Source organism: Oscillibacter sp. PC13, from assembly GCF_900115635.1.
Classification (GTDB): domain Bacteria; phylum Bacillota; class Clostridia; order Oscillospirales; family Oscillospiraceae; genus Oscillibacter.
The window spans coordinates 28,411-42,751 of record NZ_FOXE01000001.1; the positions used below are offsets into that span (position 1 = coordinate 28,411).

11 protein-coding genes are annotated in these 14,341 nt (G+C 51.5%); 4 read left to right on the forward strand and 7 right to left on the reverse strand.

Going from position 1 to position 14,341, the window contains the following annotated elements; translation table 11 throughout:
• Window positions 1-255: 255 nt before the first annotated feature.
• The 6 genes from BMZ81_RS00135 to BMZ81_RS00160 form a co-directional block, all read right to left on the reverse strand.
• Window positions 256-639 (reverse strand): hypothetical protein, encoded by a 384-nt coding sequence (locus BMZ81_RS00135; protein WP_091127578.1) that lies wholly within the window; start codon window positions 637-639, stop codon window positions 256-258.
• Window positions 640-664: 25 nt separating this feature from the next.
• Window positions 665-2,023 carry a class II fumarate hydratase gene (gene fumC, locus BMZ81_RS00140; RefSeq protein ID WP_091127579.1) on the reverse strand — a complete coding sequence of 453 codons (1,359 nt, stop codon included), beginning with the start codon at window positions 2,021-2,023 and terminating at the stop codon, window positions 665-667.
• A 316-nt stretch (window positions 2,024-2,339) separates the two neighbouring features.
• On the reverse strand, window positions 2,340-3,509 hold the full coding sequence (locus BMZ81_RS00145; protein ID WP_091127580.1) for a MalY/PatB family protein: 1,170 nt from the start codon (window positions 3,507-3,509) through the stop codon (window positions 2,340-2,342).
• Between the two features lie 115 nt (window positions 3,510-3,624).
• On the reverse strand, window positions 3,625-6,513 hold the full coding sequence (locus tag BMZ81_RS00150; RefSeq protein WP_177187133.1) for a M56 family metallopeptidase: 2,889 nt from the start codon (window positions 6,511-6,513) through the stop codon (window positions 3,625-3,627).
• A gap of 2 nt (window positions 6,514-6,515) precedes the next feature.
• Entirely contained in the window at window positions 6,516-6,878 is a 363-nt protein-coding gene (locus BMZ81_RS00155; protein ID WP_091127582.1) for a BlaI/MecI/CopY family transcriptional regulator, read from the reverse strand.
• A 116-nt stretch (window positions 6,879-6,994) separates the two neighbouring features.
• Window positions 6,995-8,011: a LacI family DNA-binding transcriptional regulator gene (locus tag BMZ81_RS00160; RefSeq protein ID WP_091127583.1), complete on the reverse strand. Its 1,017-nt coding sequence runs from the start codon at window positions 8,009-8,011 to the stop codon at window positions 6,995-6,997.
• Between the two features lie 302 nt (window positions 8,012-8,313).
• Between BMZ81_RS00160 and gap the strand changes: the two genes are divergently transcribed.
• From gap to BMZ81_RS00175, 3 genes are all read left to right on the forward strand, one after another.
• On the forward strand, window positions 8,314-9,327 hold the full coding sequence (gene gap, locus BMZ81_RS00165) for a type I glyceraldehyde-3-phosphate dehydrogenase (RefSeq protein ID WP_091127584.1): 1,014 nt from the start codon (window positions 8,314-8,316) through the stop codon (window positions 9,325-9,327).
• Window positions 9,328-9,515: 188 nt separating this feature from the next.
• The gene (locus BMZ81_RS00170) at window positions 9,516-10,415 is read left to right on the forward strand and encodes a tyrosine-type recombinase/integrase (protein WP_091127585.1); all 900 of its coding nucleotides are present in this window, start codon (window positions 9,516-9,518) and stop codon (window positions 10,413-10,415) included.
• A gap of 668 nt (window positions 10,416-11,083) precedes the next feature.
• Window positions 11,084-12,736, forward strand: coding sequence for a DEAD/DEAH box helicase family protein (locus BMZ81_RS00175; RefSeq protein ID WP_091127586.1), 1,653 nt, complete (start codon window positions 11,084-11,086; stop codon window positions 12,734-12,736).
• Between the two features lie 52 nt (window positions 12,737-12,788).
• Here the strand turns inward: BMZ81_RS00175 and BMZ81_RS00180 are convergent, their stop codons facing one another.
• Window positions 12,789-13,094: a helix-turn-helix domain-containing protein gene (locus BMZ81_RS00180; RefSeq protein WP_091127587.1), complete on the reverse strand. Its 306-nt coding sequence runs from the start codon at window positions 13,092-13,094 to the stop codon at window positions 12,789-12,791.
• Between the two features lie 134 nt (window positions 13,095-13,228).
• Here BMZ81_RS00180 and BMZ81_RS00185 point away from each other — a divergent pair, with 134 nt between their 5' ends.
• On the forward strand, window positions 13,229-14,332 hold the full coding sequence (locus BMZ81_RS00185; RefSeq protein ID WP_091127588.1) for a hypothetical protein: 1,104 nt from the start codon (window positions 13,229-13,231) through the stop codon (window positions 14,330-14,332).
• Window positions 14,333-14,341: the final 9 nt, after the last annotated feature.

Consider the following 14,341-nt stretch of genomic DNA (forward strand, 5'->3'; position numbering starts at 1 on the left):
GCTGTCTCTTCCGCCCGATTGATTGATCCACAATCCATTGCATATATTCGCATTTCATACATCAAGTAGGTGACGGCGGGCTCCTCCGCTTCCCAGCAGCTGCCGCTCCAGTTCTCCGCTACGTTTCAGAACGGCCGGACACATGGTCAAAATTTTTTCTTTCCGTATATTTTCTACCTGCAAAGGAGGGGGCTGCCGCGCTGTATACGCGGCAGCCCCCAGTATCTTATCAAGAAAACGCATTCTACCGGATCGTCATTTTTTCCGGAAACGGCGCATGAACAGAAAAATGGTAATCTGCACCAGCAGCAAGCTCACAAGCCATTTTAAAAATGTCTCCTCCACCGTGGCCGGGGCAAAGTTGCCATTCCACTGAGCGGCGGCCTCTTCAGGGAGCTGTCTGCCCGCCATGAAAATGCACATCTGATTGACATAAAAATTCAGAAAATTGCCAACCCAAAAGGCAACTGTCTTTCCGGTGCGACCGCACTGCCAGGCCAGGCCGCATACCGGCGCCACCATCAGGATGGGACCCGCCCAGCGAAACGCCGGCCAGCACCAGTCCAGCCACATGGCCAAAAATATAAACGGCACCGCATAGGGAATTGCCCAGTAAAAATCACGTTTTTCTAATTTCATGTATGTATCCTTTCCGTTCCGCCGCTTACACCATCTTCTCCGGCCGCACCGCTTCGTCAAAGGCCTCTGCCGTCAGAAGGCCCAGTGCCAGCACTGCCTCTTTCAACGTTGTTCCCTCCGCCAGCGCCTTCTTCGCGCACTTGGCCGCCGCCTCATATCCAATCTTTGGCGTCAGGCAGGTCACCAGCATCAACGAGTTTTGGAGATTGTATGCCATCCTCTCCACATTTGGGGTAATTCCCTCCACACAGTGCACCCGGAAGGAATCGCACACGTCCGCCAGCAGCCGGGCGGACTGCTGGAAATTATACGCGGACACCGGTAAAAACACGTTCAGCTGGAAATTGCCCTGAGAGGCCGCAATCCCGATGGCCGCGTCGTTGCCCATCACTTGTACCGCCGCCATGGTGACGGCCTCGCACTGGGTGGGATTCACCTTGCCGGGCATGATGCTGCTGCCGGGCTCGTTCTCCGGGATGTGAAGCTCCCCCATGCCGCAGCGGGGGCCGCTGGCCTCCCAGCGGATGTCGTTTGCAATCTTCATCAGGTTTGCCGCCAAGGCCTTCAGCGCCCCGTGGGCAAACACCAGGGCGTCCTTGCTGGTAAGTGCGTGAAACTTGTTGGCGTCCGGGGTAAAGGCCACGCCGGTCATCTCCCGGAGCCGACCGCACACCATCTCGTCGTATTCTTTCGGGGCATTGAGCCCGGTGCCCACAGCGGTGCCGCCGATGGCCAGCCTGCACAGCTCCGGCAGGGCTGCCCGCAGCATCCGGCAGGGCGCCGCCACCAGCTCCCGCCAGCCGGAGACCTCCTGGGCAAATTTCAGGGGCGTGGCATCCTGCAGGTGGGTGCGGCCGATGCGGATGAGATCCGGGTAGGCCGCCTCCAGTTTGGCAAAGGCCGTCTCCAGACGCTCCGCCGCCGGCAGCACCTGCCCCGTCACCGCCAGCGCCGCTGCGATGTGCAGGGCAGAGGGAAAGGTGTCGTTGCTGGACTGGGAGGCATTCACATGGTCATTTGGATGGAGCTTCACACCACGGTCCGCTGCCAGATGGGCAATCACCTCATTGACATTCATGTTGGTCTGGGTACCGCTGCCGGTCTGCCAAACCACCAAGGGAAACTCCTCATTCCATTTCCCTGCCCGGATTTCAGCGCAGACCGCCGCAATGGCCGCCGCCTGCTCCGCCGTCAGCTTCCCGCAGTCCGCGTTGGCCCCGGCGCAGGCCTCTTTCAAATAGGCGAAAGCCGTAATGATCTCCTTTGGCTGGCGCTCGCCGCCAATTTTGAAATTCTCCAGACTCCGCTGGGTCTGCGCGCCCCAGTAATGCTCTGCCGGGACGGCAATCTCCCCCATAGTGTCGTGTTCCATCCGGGTGTTCATGGCAAAATTCCTCCAAGTTTGCAAAACGTCTGACTGTTTTTATTTTTTAAAATTTTATCATCTATTATATAGAGAAGCGTCCTTGAACGCAAGTCATGGTTTTCCCTTTTCCCATTTCAAATGGTCTTTTCCCATACAGCCCTGTCTGACGGCAGGTCACCCGGCCGCTTGTATGTAAAAATGGTCGAGAGCGGCCGGAAGCTTCGGCCGCTCTCGTTTCTATTCAATGTTCTCTGCCTGACCACCCGGCAGGATCCTTGTTTTTACTTCAGTGGTCGGAAAAGGCCCGTTCATTTCCAAATTCCGTCTGCGGCACTTACAGCCCGTTCACCGCCGCCTCCAGCTGCCCCATTGCCTGCTCCAAAACAGACCGGGGACACGCGGCGTTCAGCCGCATAAAGCCGGAGAGGCTCCGGCCGAAGGACGCCCCGTCGTTGAGGCCAAGCTTCGCCTTTTCAATCATGAAATCGTGGAGCGCCTGGTTGGAAAGCCCCAGCTCCCGGCAGTCCAGCCACATGAGATAGGTGGCATCCGGCGCATAGGTCTTAATTTTAGGAATACGGGTTTTGCAATAGTTTACCACATACTCAAAGTTGGCGGAGAGATAGGGCAGCAGCTGCTCCAGCCACTCCTCCCCGCCGGTGAAGGCCGCCTCCATGGCGGTCAGGGAGAAGGCGTTGTTCCGGTGGATGTCCATATTCATCCAGTATCGGTCAAAAACCTCCTTCATATGCCGGTTGGGGAAGACCACGGCGCTGGCCTGAAGTCCCGCCAGGTTGAAGGTCTTGGTGCCGGAGATCCCGGTGACCACATACCTTGCAATCTCCGGGGACAGCGCAGCCACAGGCGTGTGTTTTTTCCCGTGGAAAATCAGGTCGGAGTGAATCTCATCGGAGAACAGCACCACATGGTACTTTCTGCAAAGCTCCGCCATCCGTGCAAGCTCCTCCGGCGTCCAGACCAGGCCCAGGGGATTGTGGGGGCTGCACAGCAGGAACAAATCGGCGCTTTGCAGCTTCTCCTCAAAGTCCGCCCAGTCCACCGTCCAGCGGCCGTCCCGCTCCACAAACCGGTTTTCCAGCACGTTCCGGTTCCAGGCCTCGGCCATATCGTAAAACTCGGAGTACACCGGCGTCTGAATCAGGACACTGCCGCCCTCCGGCGTAAACAGCTTCACCATGGCGGAAATCGTCTGCACCACCCCCAGGGAAAAGCTCATGAGGGACGGATCAATCTCCCAGTTGTTGCGTTTTTTCTGCCAGGCCCGGATGGCGGCAAAATAGCTGTCCGGCCGGGCGGTATAGCCCCAGATGCCCTCCTCCGCCCGGGCCTTCAGCGCGTCGATGACGGGCTGGGCGGTTTTAAAGTCCATATCCGCAATCCACAGGGGAATCACATCGTCGGTGCCGAACTTCTTCACCCGCTCGTCATACTTGGCGGAGTGGTTGCGGGAGCGGTCCACAATCTGGTCAAAGTCATATGTCATGAAAAAGTACTCCTTTTCCTTGAGAATTTTCTTTCATCATGGCGGCTCCGGCCCCGTTTGTCAAGGCCTGGATTTCACAAAAAGCAGAGGCGGCCATGTGGCCGCCTCCGTCTTTTCAGGGTTCCCAGCGATTCCAGGCCAGCGCCCCGGCAGCTTCCGCCAAACCATACTCCGCCAGCGCGTATTCCTCTTCCGCTTCGCCGTTGCCGTCGGTATCCACACAGTAGTGGAGGCGGAAAACCCGCCCCTCCGGGTCGTACTCCGACCAGCTGGCGTTCACGCCCCAATCCAGAAAGTCCGGCAGGCCGCCGGTTGAAAGGTCTCCCAGATAAATTCCGTCCGCTCTTCGCTGATAGACGTAGGCCCGCCGGGCGCCGTCTCCGCCGTAGGTGACGTTGCACACCAGCTCTTCCACGCCGTCGCCGTCCAAGTCCACGGAATAATCCTCCGCCCCGCCCCAGCCGAAGCTCTCCGCAATCGGTGTGCGGCTGCCGTCTGCCCCCAGGGCGTAATAGGTGCGGATGGAAAAGCCGTTTGTGTCCGTCTTTGTCCAGCGAACGCCGTCAACGCCCAGAATATTCTGAAAGGCATACTCCTCCGTGGCGGGTACGGCTCCGCCGTCCGCCTCTGCCAGCAGATTCAAAAGCAGCTGCACCGTCTCCGCCGAGGCGCCGTAGTCCCGGATGGAGGGCATGGGCGCCCTCTGCCGCGCCAGCCAGTCGTCCGCCCCCGCTTCGCTCACCTCAGAAAGCCAGGAGCCGCCCCGCCACTGCACCGCATCAATCTCCGGCCAAAGGGCCATCAGAATCAGGGCATTCCGCACGTCCAGCCCTACTGCGTTGGTGGTTTCATCCCACCCCCGGTCCTCCTCGTTCCACATCCCTTCCGAGATGGAGAACCGGGCCGTGCCGTCTGTTTCCATCTCAAATTCGTAGTTTCCGTCCAGTGCCGGGTCCCCCCACAAATCCCAGCACAGCAGGTCTTCCGCCAGGGTATCTGCAGTTCTCTCCTGTGCCAGCAGATACATCTGGGACGCCGTATGGCTGACCGCTTCCACCTGCATTCCGTTGTAGTTCCAATATGCTAGCAGCTCCCGGAGCCCCGCCGCCGTCTGCCCCAGTTCCTTGATGTCGTCATAACCCAGGGCCTGGGCATGGGCGTCCGCCTGACTCCTTGGATAATACATGGTCAGCAGTGTTTTCTGTCCGTCCTCCCGGGTGGGATAGGACCAGTTCACCTGCTCCAGATTGCCGATAAGGGCCAGCAGCACCTCCGCCTTCCAGGTCATGGGGCCGTCGATGGCGGGACTGGTGGGGTCGATGTCCGCCGGTTCATCCCGGAAGTTCACCTGCAGGGTATAGGGAGCCGCCGAGGTGAACAGCTCCATGGTGTAGGCCCCCAGGCTCCCTACATCCAGCGCCTCCAGCAGCCGTCCCGCCGCAGGAGCGTCCCCGATATAATCCATCCGCAGGTCAAAGAGGGTCTGGGCTTCATCCATCACCGCAAAGGACCCCTCCCCTGTGTTGGAGAGCACAAGCCGGTACTGCACCGCTGCGGCGGCGCTCTCCGGGGTATTCGCCCCCGTGTCCGGTGCCTGCTCCGTAAAAAGCAGCACCGTGAGCAGCTCCGCATCTATCCTTTCCGTCAATTCCTGACGTTCCCCATCCTTCAATCCGGAGACCACCCGCTCCGACGAAAAGTCCAGCTCCGGCAGCGGAAGGTTGTAGGTTGCCGTCACGCCCTCCCCCAGATTGGCGCGGAATGCCAGCTCCGCCCAGCCGCCGTTGGCAGGCGCCGGGTTCACCGTAAGCGACAGGCCGCCCTCTCTGGCGGAAACACCGCCCGCATCCGTAAAACCGTCCAGCAGCACCGGCCGGCTGGAGATTCGCACGCCGCCCTGATACACATCCTCGTATATGGCCCACGCCATGGCCGGTTCTCTGACGCGGTACGAAATCTCCACAGAGGTCTCGCCCGCCTGGTCGTTCCGGCTCTCCAGCCGGACCCAGCTGTCCGGCTGCTCCGTCCCGTTGTTGCAGCACACGGTGGCCACCGTCGCCACCAGCATCAGCGCCAGCACCGCCATCCGGGGCCGCTCCCGCTTCCAGTTCAGGACATTTTTCACCCGCCGCCCGGCATCGTGCTCTCCAAAGGCCAGGGCCATGGGCACCCGGCGGTCCAGGGCAAAGGCCAGCAGGGACTCGCTGTACCCGGTCTTGGCCTGGTCCCCCAGTTCCGTGAGAACCGCCTCATCGCAGCGCATCTCCATGTCCCGGCAAAACAGCGTCCAGGCAAGCCACACCGCCGGGTTCCACCAATACACCGCCAGAATCAGCAGGCACAGCAGTTTTGCCCAGTGGTCGCGGCGGCGGATGTGAAACCGCTCATGGGCCAGGATGTAGGTTCGCCCATGGGCGTTCAGGCCAAAGGGGATGTAGATGCGGGGCCGGTGGATTCCCAGCACAAAGGGCGTTGGGATTCCGTCGCACTCCCATACTTCGCCTCCCGCCCACACGGCGGCGGCCACACTCCGCCTCAGGCGGACATAGGCCACCGCTCCATAAACCAGCAGCACCGCAAGCCCTGCCAGCCAGACCACCACCGCAATCCGCATGGCCGTCTCCGCCACGGCAGCCGTCAGCGCCGCCTCCCCGGGGGAAAGGCCCGCCTGCACCACCACAGCGCTGCCGCTCTCCGCTCCCGGATAGATCCCCAGCACCGGTCCCGGATCCGGGACGAATGCCTGGGGCATCCCTCTGTTCAAGTCCTCGGCAAGCCGTCCAACCGGCTCCAGCGGACTCAAATTAAAGAGACTCCATCTGACCCGGGTCAGCAGTCCCGGCGGGCACACCAGGCGGAACCACACCACAAACCACAGCGCATAGCTGTATTTCCTGGGTGAGCGCCGCAAAAGCTGCCGGGCCAGCAGCACTACCGCCATCACCGGCAGCGCCGCCACCGACATGGACAGCAGCCGGAAGAACACATTGGTCAAAAGCTCCATGCTCATCCCCCCCTGTGGGCGTCGATCAGACGCTTCAAATCCTCCGCCTCCGCCTCCGTCAGTTTCCGCCCGCTCATAAAGGCGGCAAGGAACCCGGGCAGGGACCCGCCGAAGGTCTGCTCCACAAAGGTTCCCGCCGCCTCTGCCGTCACCGTCTCCTGCGGCGCCAGCACGGTGACGGTGCTGTTTTCATTTTGCAGCAGTCCTTTTTCGCACATCTTTTTCAAAACGGTGTAGGTGGTGGACTTCTTCCAGCCCAGCTCCCGGGCACACAGCTCCACCAGACGGCCGGAACCCACCGGTGCCGCCCGCCACACTATCTGCATAAACCGATATTCGCTGTTTGAGAGATGATAGGTCTCCATTGCGTGTCCTCCTTGGTCTATTTTTATCGACCTCGCATTTGAAGTCTACAACAATAGGCCCCCTTTGTCAACAGGTAAAACAACGCCCCGGAGCGACTTAGCTCCGGGGCGTTTATTCAGCGGTCGGAGTGCACCCAGGACTGGGGCACATTGTATGGCTTATAGGCCGAAGTAAGCACCTTTTCAAACGCTGGGGCATCCGGGGACTCAATGCGGCCGAGGATCTGCTCCCCTGCGGCAATTCCAAGTTCCTCTACTGGCTGGACGATTGAGTCCATCTGGCCGGCATACAGCTGGTACAGGTTGGAATCATAATCCACAAAGCTCACCAAGTCCATATCCCGGGAAACTTGAATGCCTTTCTGGTGGAGGTAAATCATCGTCTCCGAAGCCATCAGCCCCTGGCAGACAATCACGGCGTCACACTTTTGTTCCAGCAGACCCTCCAGGCAGGCCTGGGCGCTGTTTTCCATAGAGTCGCCGTATCGAATCAGATCCGGATCCTCCGGCAGGCCGCAATCAGCAATTGCCTGCTGATAGGCAGAGATCCGCTCCTTTGTGGTAGACAGGCGGGGCAGGCCGCCGATAATTCCAATGCGCTGATCCCCCTTGCCTGCAAGACGGCACACGCTGCGATAGATAGGCTGGAAATTGGAAACGCAGACGGAGGAATACTTTTTCGTATCAAAAGTGCGATCCACCAGCACCACCGGGAATCCCGCCGGAATCAGGCTGTCCAGCCGCTGGAAATCATCCATGGTACTGGCAATCAGCAGTCCGTCCACCAGTCCCGCAGACAGCAGGCGGAGATTTGTCTCCTCCCGCTCCATATCCTCTTTCGTGTTGGCAATGATCAGGTGGTACCCATGGATGGAGAGATAATTTTCCACAGATTCGATCATCGTCGCAAAGAATTTATTTGCAATATCGGGCACAATAAAACCAACGGTTTTCTTTTTTCCCGTGCGAAAGCTGCGGGCAGACGCATCCGGTGTATATCCCAGCTCCGCAATCGCGTTGTACACCTTTTCCTTTGTCTCACTGGAAACGTACCGCGTATTATTAATGGTATGCGAAACGGTTGCAGTGGAGACTCCTGCCAGTTTCGCCACATCGCTAATGGTTACTTTCATATAATCGCCCTCTTGCGCAATTTGCAATTTTTTTACGTAATCAATTAGTCTTCTTCAGTATATGACAGCATTCCTGCCCCGTCAAGGACTTTTTCAGCACCCCTCGTGATTTTTTTTACTTTTCCGATAATTTCTTATTAATTGTTCACAATTTGTAAAGAAAAATGTTATCTGAATTGACTATTGCCACTCGAGATTCCTTATGATAATATATATGTAAAACAATCGGCAAAACGATTACGCAAATGTTTCCGCGCGGTGCCATTCCAGCGTGCCGCCTATTTGAAAGGAGTTTTTCAACTATGAAAACCAAGATCGGCATCAATGGCTTTGGCCGGATCGGCCGTCTTGTCTTCCGCGCCGCTTTGACCCATGACGATATTGAGGTCGTGGGACTGAACGACCCATTTATGACACCCGACTATATGGCATATATGCTGCGGTATGACAGTGTCCACGGCAGGTTCCAGGGTGACATTGCCTATGAAGAGGGGTTCCTGATTGTGGACGGTAGGAAAATTGCCGTCTTCGCTGAAAAAGAGGTCGGGGATATTCCTTGGGGTGAAGTAGGCGCAGAGTATATCTGCGAGTGCACTGGCCAGCATCTGACCAAGGAAAAGTGCCAGGGCCATATTGACGCAGGCGCCAAGCACGTCATTATGGGCGCTCCCTCCAAGGATGATACACCCATGTTCGTCATGGGTGTCAACAATAAAAAGTACACCTCCGATATGACCTTTGTCTCCAACGCCTCCTGCACCACCAACTGCCTGGCTCCCATTGCCAAGGTGCTGCATGAAAACTTTGGCATTAAAGACGGCCTGATGACCACCGTCCACTCTGTGACCCCTACTCAGAAGCTGCTGGACGGCGCCTCCATGAAGGACTGGCGTGGCGGCAGGGCGGCCACCGCAAACATCATTCCCTCCTCTACCGGTGCTGCCAAGGCCGTGGGCAAGGTGATTCCCGAGTTGAACGGCAAGCTGACCGGCATGAGTATGCGCGTTCCCACACTGGACGTCTCCGTGGTGGATCTGACGGTGAATCTGGAAAAGCCCGCTACCTATGCGGATATCTGCGCCGCTATGAAGGCCGCCTCCGAAGGCGAGCTGAAGGGCATTTTGGGCTATACCGAAGATCCCGTGGTCTCCTCCGACTTCATTGGTGATTCCCGCACTTCCATCTTCGACAAGGACGCAGGCATTGCCCTGACTGATACGTTTGTGAAGGTCGTCTCCTGGTACGACAACGAGTGCGGCTACTCCAACAAGATGGTAGAGCTGATTCGCTATATGTCTTCTGTAGACCATCAGTAAATACGGGAAAAGTCATCTGTTTCGCAACTTTTTCTTGCTGCTTCTTTACTCAAGAAAAGTGCGTGGATGGAAAAGACTGTGCCAAGTGGAATAGCGAATTTTTTCGTTGTTCCATCAGGTGAATTCCCCACAAGCAATGAAAACACTCCCTTTTCGGTATTGTATAGCCGGAAAAGGAGTGTTTTTTTATGCTATTAAACACAGTAAAAGATGAATTCGTATTCCATTGCCAAAGCCGGAACCTATCTCCCAAAACCACGAAAAATTATCGTAAACAAATCGAATATCTGCTGAATTACCTTGCTGCCGAATATCAAGTAACCCATAGTGAAGATGTCAAGCCTGAGTATATCAAAGCTTTTCTTGTGAAAATGAAGCTTTCACATAAAGTGAACTATATCAATGACCTACTGAAAGCGTTCAAGGTGTTCTTCAAATATGCCTATGCAGAAGGATACACCGATACCCTGGTGACAGAGAAAATCCCCAATATGAAGAAGCCTAAAGTCCTTATCCGCACATTCTCGGAAGCGGAACTCAAAAGGTTATCTAACTACTACCAAGGCTACACATATTTGCAGCTGCGAAATCGAGTCATGTTGTTGCTTTTGATCGATACAGGTATTCGTATGAGTGAGTTGATAGGACTGACCGAGGAACAGTTAAAGTATGATTATATTTTAATTCGCGGCAAAGGCAACAAAGAACGCGTTGTACCCAAATCTCCTACGTTGAGCAAATGGTTACTGAAATTCCTGACTGTACGGAAGTCTTATTTTGCATATCAAATTGTACCAAATAACATTTTCCTAAGTCGGAATGGTAAACCATTGAATAGTTCCATGGTAGATAGAGTCATAAAAGATGCAGGAGCGGCTTGTAATATTTCACCAGATGTGCGGGTATCCGCTCATACTTTCCGTCACACCTATGCACAGTTCCAACTAAAGGCAGGCTTGGATATTTACTCCCTGTCCCGCTTGCTGGGGCATGAAAATATCTCTATTACCCAAACGTATTTGAACGGCATGAGAGATGAAGAAGTGCTACATCAAGCACAGCACACGAGTCCCCTTATGAACATCTGAATAGACAACGGGCAAGGCGCAAGCCCTGCCTTTTGCCATAGGTGGGCGGTAATATTGGAGCAGGAACCTTGGGCAGATAAAGCGACCTTATGTAGCACAAACGCCGGAGGGCCGCGTAATATGTGAAGCAAGGCAGCATCCTGTAAATTCATAATATTCTATAGGAATCTACTGTAATTTATATCTGGAAAACAATCTCTTTTCTATAAAAACAGTTCTATTTGCAAGTTAAATTGAATTTAAGCAACTTGCATCCCCGGGAAAGTATTGTATAATTGATATATAAAAATATGTAAAGGACTATATAAGCACCATTCCGCATTTATTCCACGGTTCATCTTGACATGACGCTTTGGGCCGTGTGTTTTTAGGCAGCCGCCGCCACCCCACTACGGCCATGCGGCCTATTGGGCTGCCTGGCGTCAGAGCCTAACACACAGCCCGTTCATGTCAAGATGACTTTCGCGGCATAAATGCTTCATTCGATGGCTTGCAAATGCTAAATATTACTGCTTATAAATGCTCTTCTTGTAAAATCTTGCACCACATTTTTGACTTGTGGTATATTTAATATGGCATATCCAAGCGGTGGGGGAGTTTCGATTTTTCTCTATTGTATTAGTTGAAATCCCCCCGCATAAAGGTTTCGAAGAAGAGGGTACGTTACTATGGAAACAAAGTATTTATCTGATGTTATCAATTATGAAAATGACATTGAGCCATATCAGATTATTGAAATCTATTCAGGCGTAGGGTCTGGAAAAAATTATTGGGTCGAAAAACTTGCAAGCGAGGGAAAGAGTATTCTATTTATTACATCTCGCAAGGTAACAGCACAAGCACAGGCAAAAAAGATGAGTGGAAAACGTTGGATAGATTTAGATGCTTTAGGCCAAGAAGGAATTGGTTCGAAAAAGCAAAACCTTGTTGTTGTGACAAATGCAGGACTCGAGCATTTTGTTAAAGAAAAATACGATGAAAGCGATGAAAAGACTCATATATGGAAATATTTTGACTTAATAGTTCTAGATGAAGCACATTCATTAACTACAGATGCAACGTTCACAGATTCTCCGTTTCATGTTAAAGATTTTTTGAAATGGGTTCAGGTACATGATGAACGATGCAAAATAATTTTCATGACGGGGACTCCTGAGCCAATAGAATGGGCTTTTTCGGATAAAACTCGAAATGGGCCTAGTTTTCACTATCTAGATTTGTATGATGTTTGTAATCATGTCGACCCCAAAGATGTTTATTTATGGCCCTCTGAATGGATTGCTGAAAATATTGCAGATGAGTTAAAAGAAGGAAGTCGAATTATTTATTTTGCCAATAGTATCACGCGTATGGAAACGCTGGTTGATTCGTTAATTAAGTTGGGAGTGGAAGAGGATAGTATTGGCATAGCATATTCTGGAATGGAAAGACGCAAATTTCCAAACTCCTTATTGGAAAGAAAAGAGTTTATACGCCAACATCTGCTTAATGAAGAAAAACTTCCTCAAGAAATCAAAATATTCTTAACTACAAGTCAAAATAAAGAAGGAGTCAACATTAAAGACAATGACATAAATCTCATGTTCTCAGAAAGTTGTGAAAGGTCAGCGTTAATTCAAATGGCAGGACGTGTTCGGAAGGGCCTAGATATTTTTGCAATTCTATATGATGCGGAACAACACGCACCACAAACATCGGACTTAGAAATGTTGATTGACCGCTATTGCGTGAATGGTGTAAACGAACTTTGGGATGCCTACTCCTTCAACAATCCTTCCGAAACAATAAAATTTATAGAAAGGAGATTTCCTAGTATTCGCTATAGCTACTTCCAAAATAAGTTTTGTTTCTATAGTGGCCGCAAACATGGCATGGAACAGGCTGCGGAGGATGCTGAGTATCTGCGGAGATGCATTGCCCAGTGGGATTATTTGCTTGGAATGGACAATGATTCAGGCGAGACCGTATATAAAGGACAGTTGGACTTTAATCGATGGTTTCCGTATTCTGATGTCACCCTTGGGAGATTAATAGTAACGAAACAGCAGGGGCAAATGGATGAATTGGGGGAAAGAGTGCGGGGATTTATAGAGACTAGTGCATATTGGGAAAAAATTATTTCACGTGAAGAGAAAGATAAATTTATATCTGACCTCAATTCTGCCCTGTCGACTTGGCAATACGATTATACAATGCTTGGAATTCCATACCCCGTCAAACAGTATAATCGTTTCCTTAATAAATTTGGGTATCAACTGATTGAAGCAAGTGGAAAGCAGAAGGGTAATAATTACCGCCTGACAAGACTATTGCAGTCATAAATTTAATTGAAAAAAATCCCGCAGAGATCATTTCCTTCTCTGCGGGATTTCTTTATTTTTTTAAGGCTTTCACAAGGTCGGCAATGATTGCTTTCTCATTGGCGGTTAATGAAACCCAGTTAGAAAAAAATTCCATTTGCTCGTTGGAGAGTTCTACCATATTGCCTTCAGAAAAGAATTGACTTAGAGATATTCCAAAGCCTTTACAAACAAGTTCAAGAGTGGAGATTGAAGGGGTAGTATTTCGCCTAAAGAGATTTGCGATAGTTGATTGAGAAAGGCCTGATTCTTTTGCTAACTTGTATTCCGTCCAGTTTCGTTCCTCGAGTAATTGCTGGATACGGTGATTCACATCCACAACTATCACCACCCTTACTATTATTTTAGTATTTACTTGAATGGTATAATAGCTGTGTTTCGTATTGAAAATAATATTTAAATGAGATATAATTTGACTGAAAGAGGCCACATTATTTAGGGGAGGAAAACGCCATGAAAAGAAGTTTGCCCATACTGATAGCTCTGATTCTATGTGTCGCGCTATGCTCCTGCAAAAGCAAAGAAGCAACTGCTGCCGATGATATGATATTAGCCATTGGCGAAGTCACATTGGATAGTGAACAAGATATCACTCAGGCGGAAAAAGCAGTCAATGCGTTGGGAGATAAAGATTATAAGCAACTGGAGTATCTTGAAGAACTTGAAAAAGCGAGAACAACTTACGATGACTTAGTTGATCGTGACGATGCGAATCACATTATAGAATCCATTAATGAAATAAAAGATAATGTTACTTTAGATTCGGAAAAAAAGATTCAATCTGTCAGAAAGGCTTATAACAAATGTACGGATAGGGCTAAAAAGTATATTAACAACTATGAGGATTTAGTCAAATCAGAAGAAACTTTAAGCGTGCTAAAGGTAGAAAATGTAGTTAAGAATATCTCTGCAATCGGTACGGTTACTCTTGACTCGGAAATGAGCATTTCTAATGCACAGACACTATTTAATAGACTAAGCGTAGTCGAAAAAAGCCAGGTTTCAAATGCTGAGACCCTTAATAATGCAGTTAAAACGTTGGAAACGCTAAAAGAACAGAAACAAGAACAAGAAAGGTTAGAGAGAGAAAAAGCGGCTAAAAAAGCAATTGCAAAAATGAAAGTAATTACGGACAAAGTTGAAGGGATTACCTGGTATCATTCGCCTAATGAGCCTTACTATGCTGATTCAAGAAGCTATGTATTACCTTATATAGGGAAAAAGGACTCGTATGTCTGGTTACGCTTAAGATTTCACTACACTGGAAATAGCTGGATATTTTTTGACCATTTGACAGTAGTAGTTGATGCTCAAAAATATTATAAGACCTTTAGTTATTATGATGTAAATAGAGATAACGACACTGAGGTATGGGAATGGGTAGATATTGCGCCCAGCACAGCGGATATTCAAATGCTAGAGAACATAGCTGACTCGCAAGAAACAATTGTACGTTTTCAGGGCGACAATTATCACTATGATTTGACGATAAAAAGCTCAGATAAGGCCGCAATCAAAGATGTATTAGCAGCTTACAATGCGCTGAATACGATTTAAGGGAGGAAG

Excerpts from the sequence above, each read along its gene's own strand:
- fumC (WP_091127579.1), bottom strand. The coding sequence starts at position 2,023 with ATGAACACCCGGATGGAACACGACACTATGGGGGAGATTGCCGTCCCG.
- BMZ81_RS00135 (WP_091127578.1), bottom strand. The coding sequence starts at position 639 with ATGAAATTAGAAAAACGTGATTTTTACTGGGCAATTCCCTATGCGGTG.
- BMZ81_RS00170 (WP_091127585.1), top strand. The coding sequence starts at position 9,516 with ATGCTATTAAACACAGTAAAAGATGAATTCGTATTCCATTGCCAAAGC.
- BMZ81_RS00175 (WP_091127586.1), top strand. The coding sequence starts at position 11,084 with ATGGAAACAAAGTATTTATCTGATGTTATCAATTATGAAAATGACATT.
- BMZ81_RS00155 (WP_091127582.1), bottom strand. The coding sequence starts at position 6,878 with ATGGAGACCTATCATCTCTCAAACAGCGAATATCGGTTTATGCAGATA.
- BMZ81_RS00185 (WP_091127588.1), top strand. The coding sequence starts at position 13,229 with ATGAAAAGAAGTTTGCCCATACTGATAGCTCTGATTCTATGTGTCGCG.
- BMZ81_RS00160 (WP_091127583.1), bottom strand. The coding sequence starts at position 8,011 with ATGAAAGTAACCATTAGCGATGTGGCGAAACTGGCAGGAGTCTCCACT.
- BMZ81_RS00145 (WP_091127580.1), bottom strand. The coding sequence starts at position 3,509 with ATGACATATGACTTTGACCAGATTGTGGACCGCTCCCGCAACCACTCC.
- gap (WP_091127584.1), top strand. The coding sequence starts at position 8,314 with ATGAAAACCAAGATCGGCATCAATGGCTTTGGCCGGATCGGCCGTCTT.
- BMZ81_RS00150 (WP_177187133.1), bottom strand. The coding sequence starts at position 6,513 with ATGGAGCTTTTGACCAATGTGTTCTTCCGGCTGCTGTCCATGTCGGTG.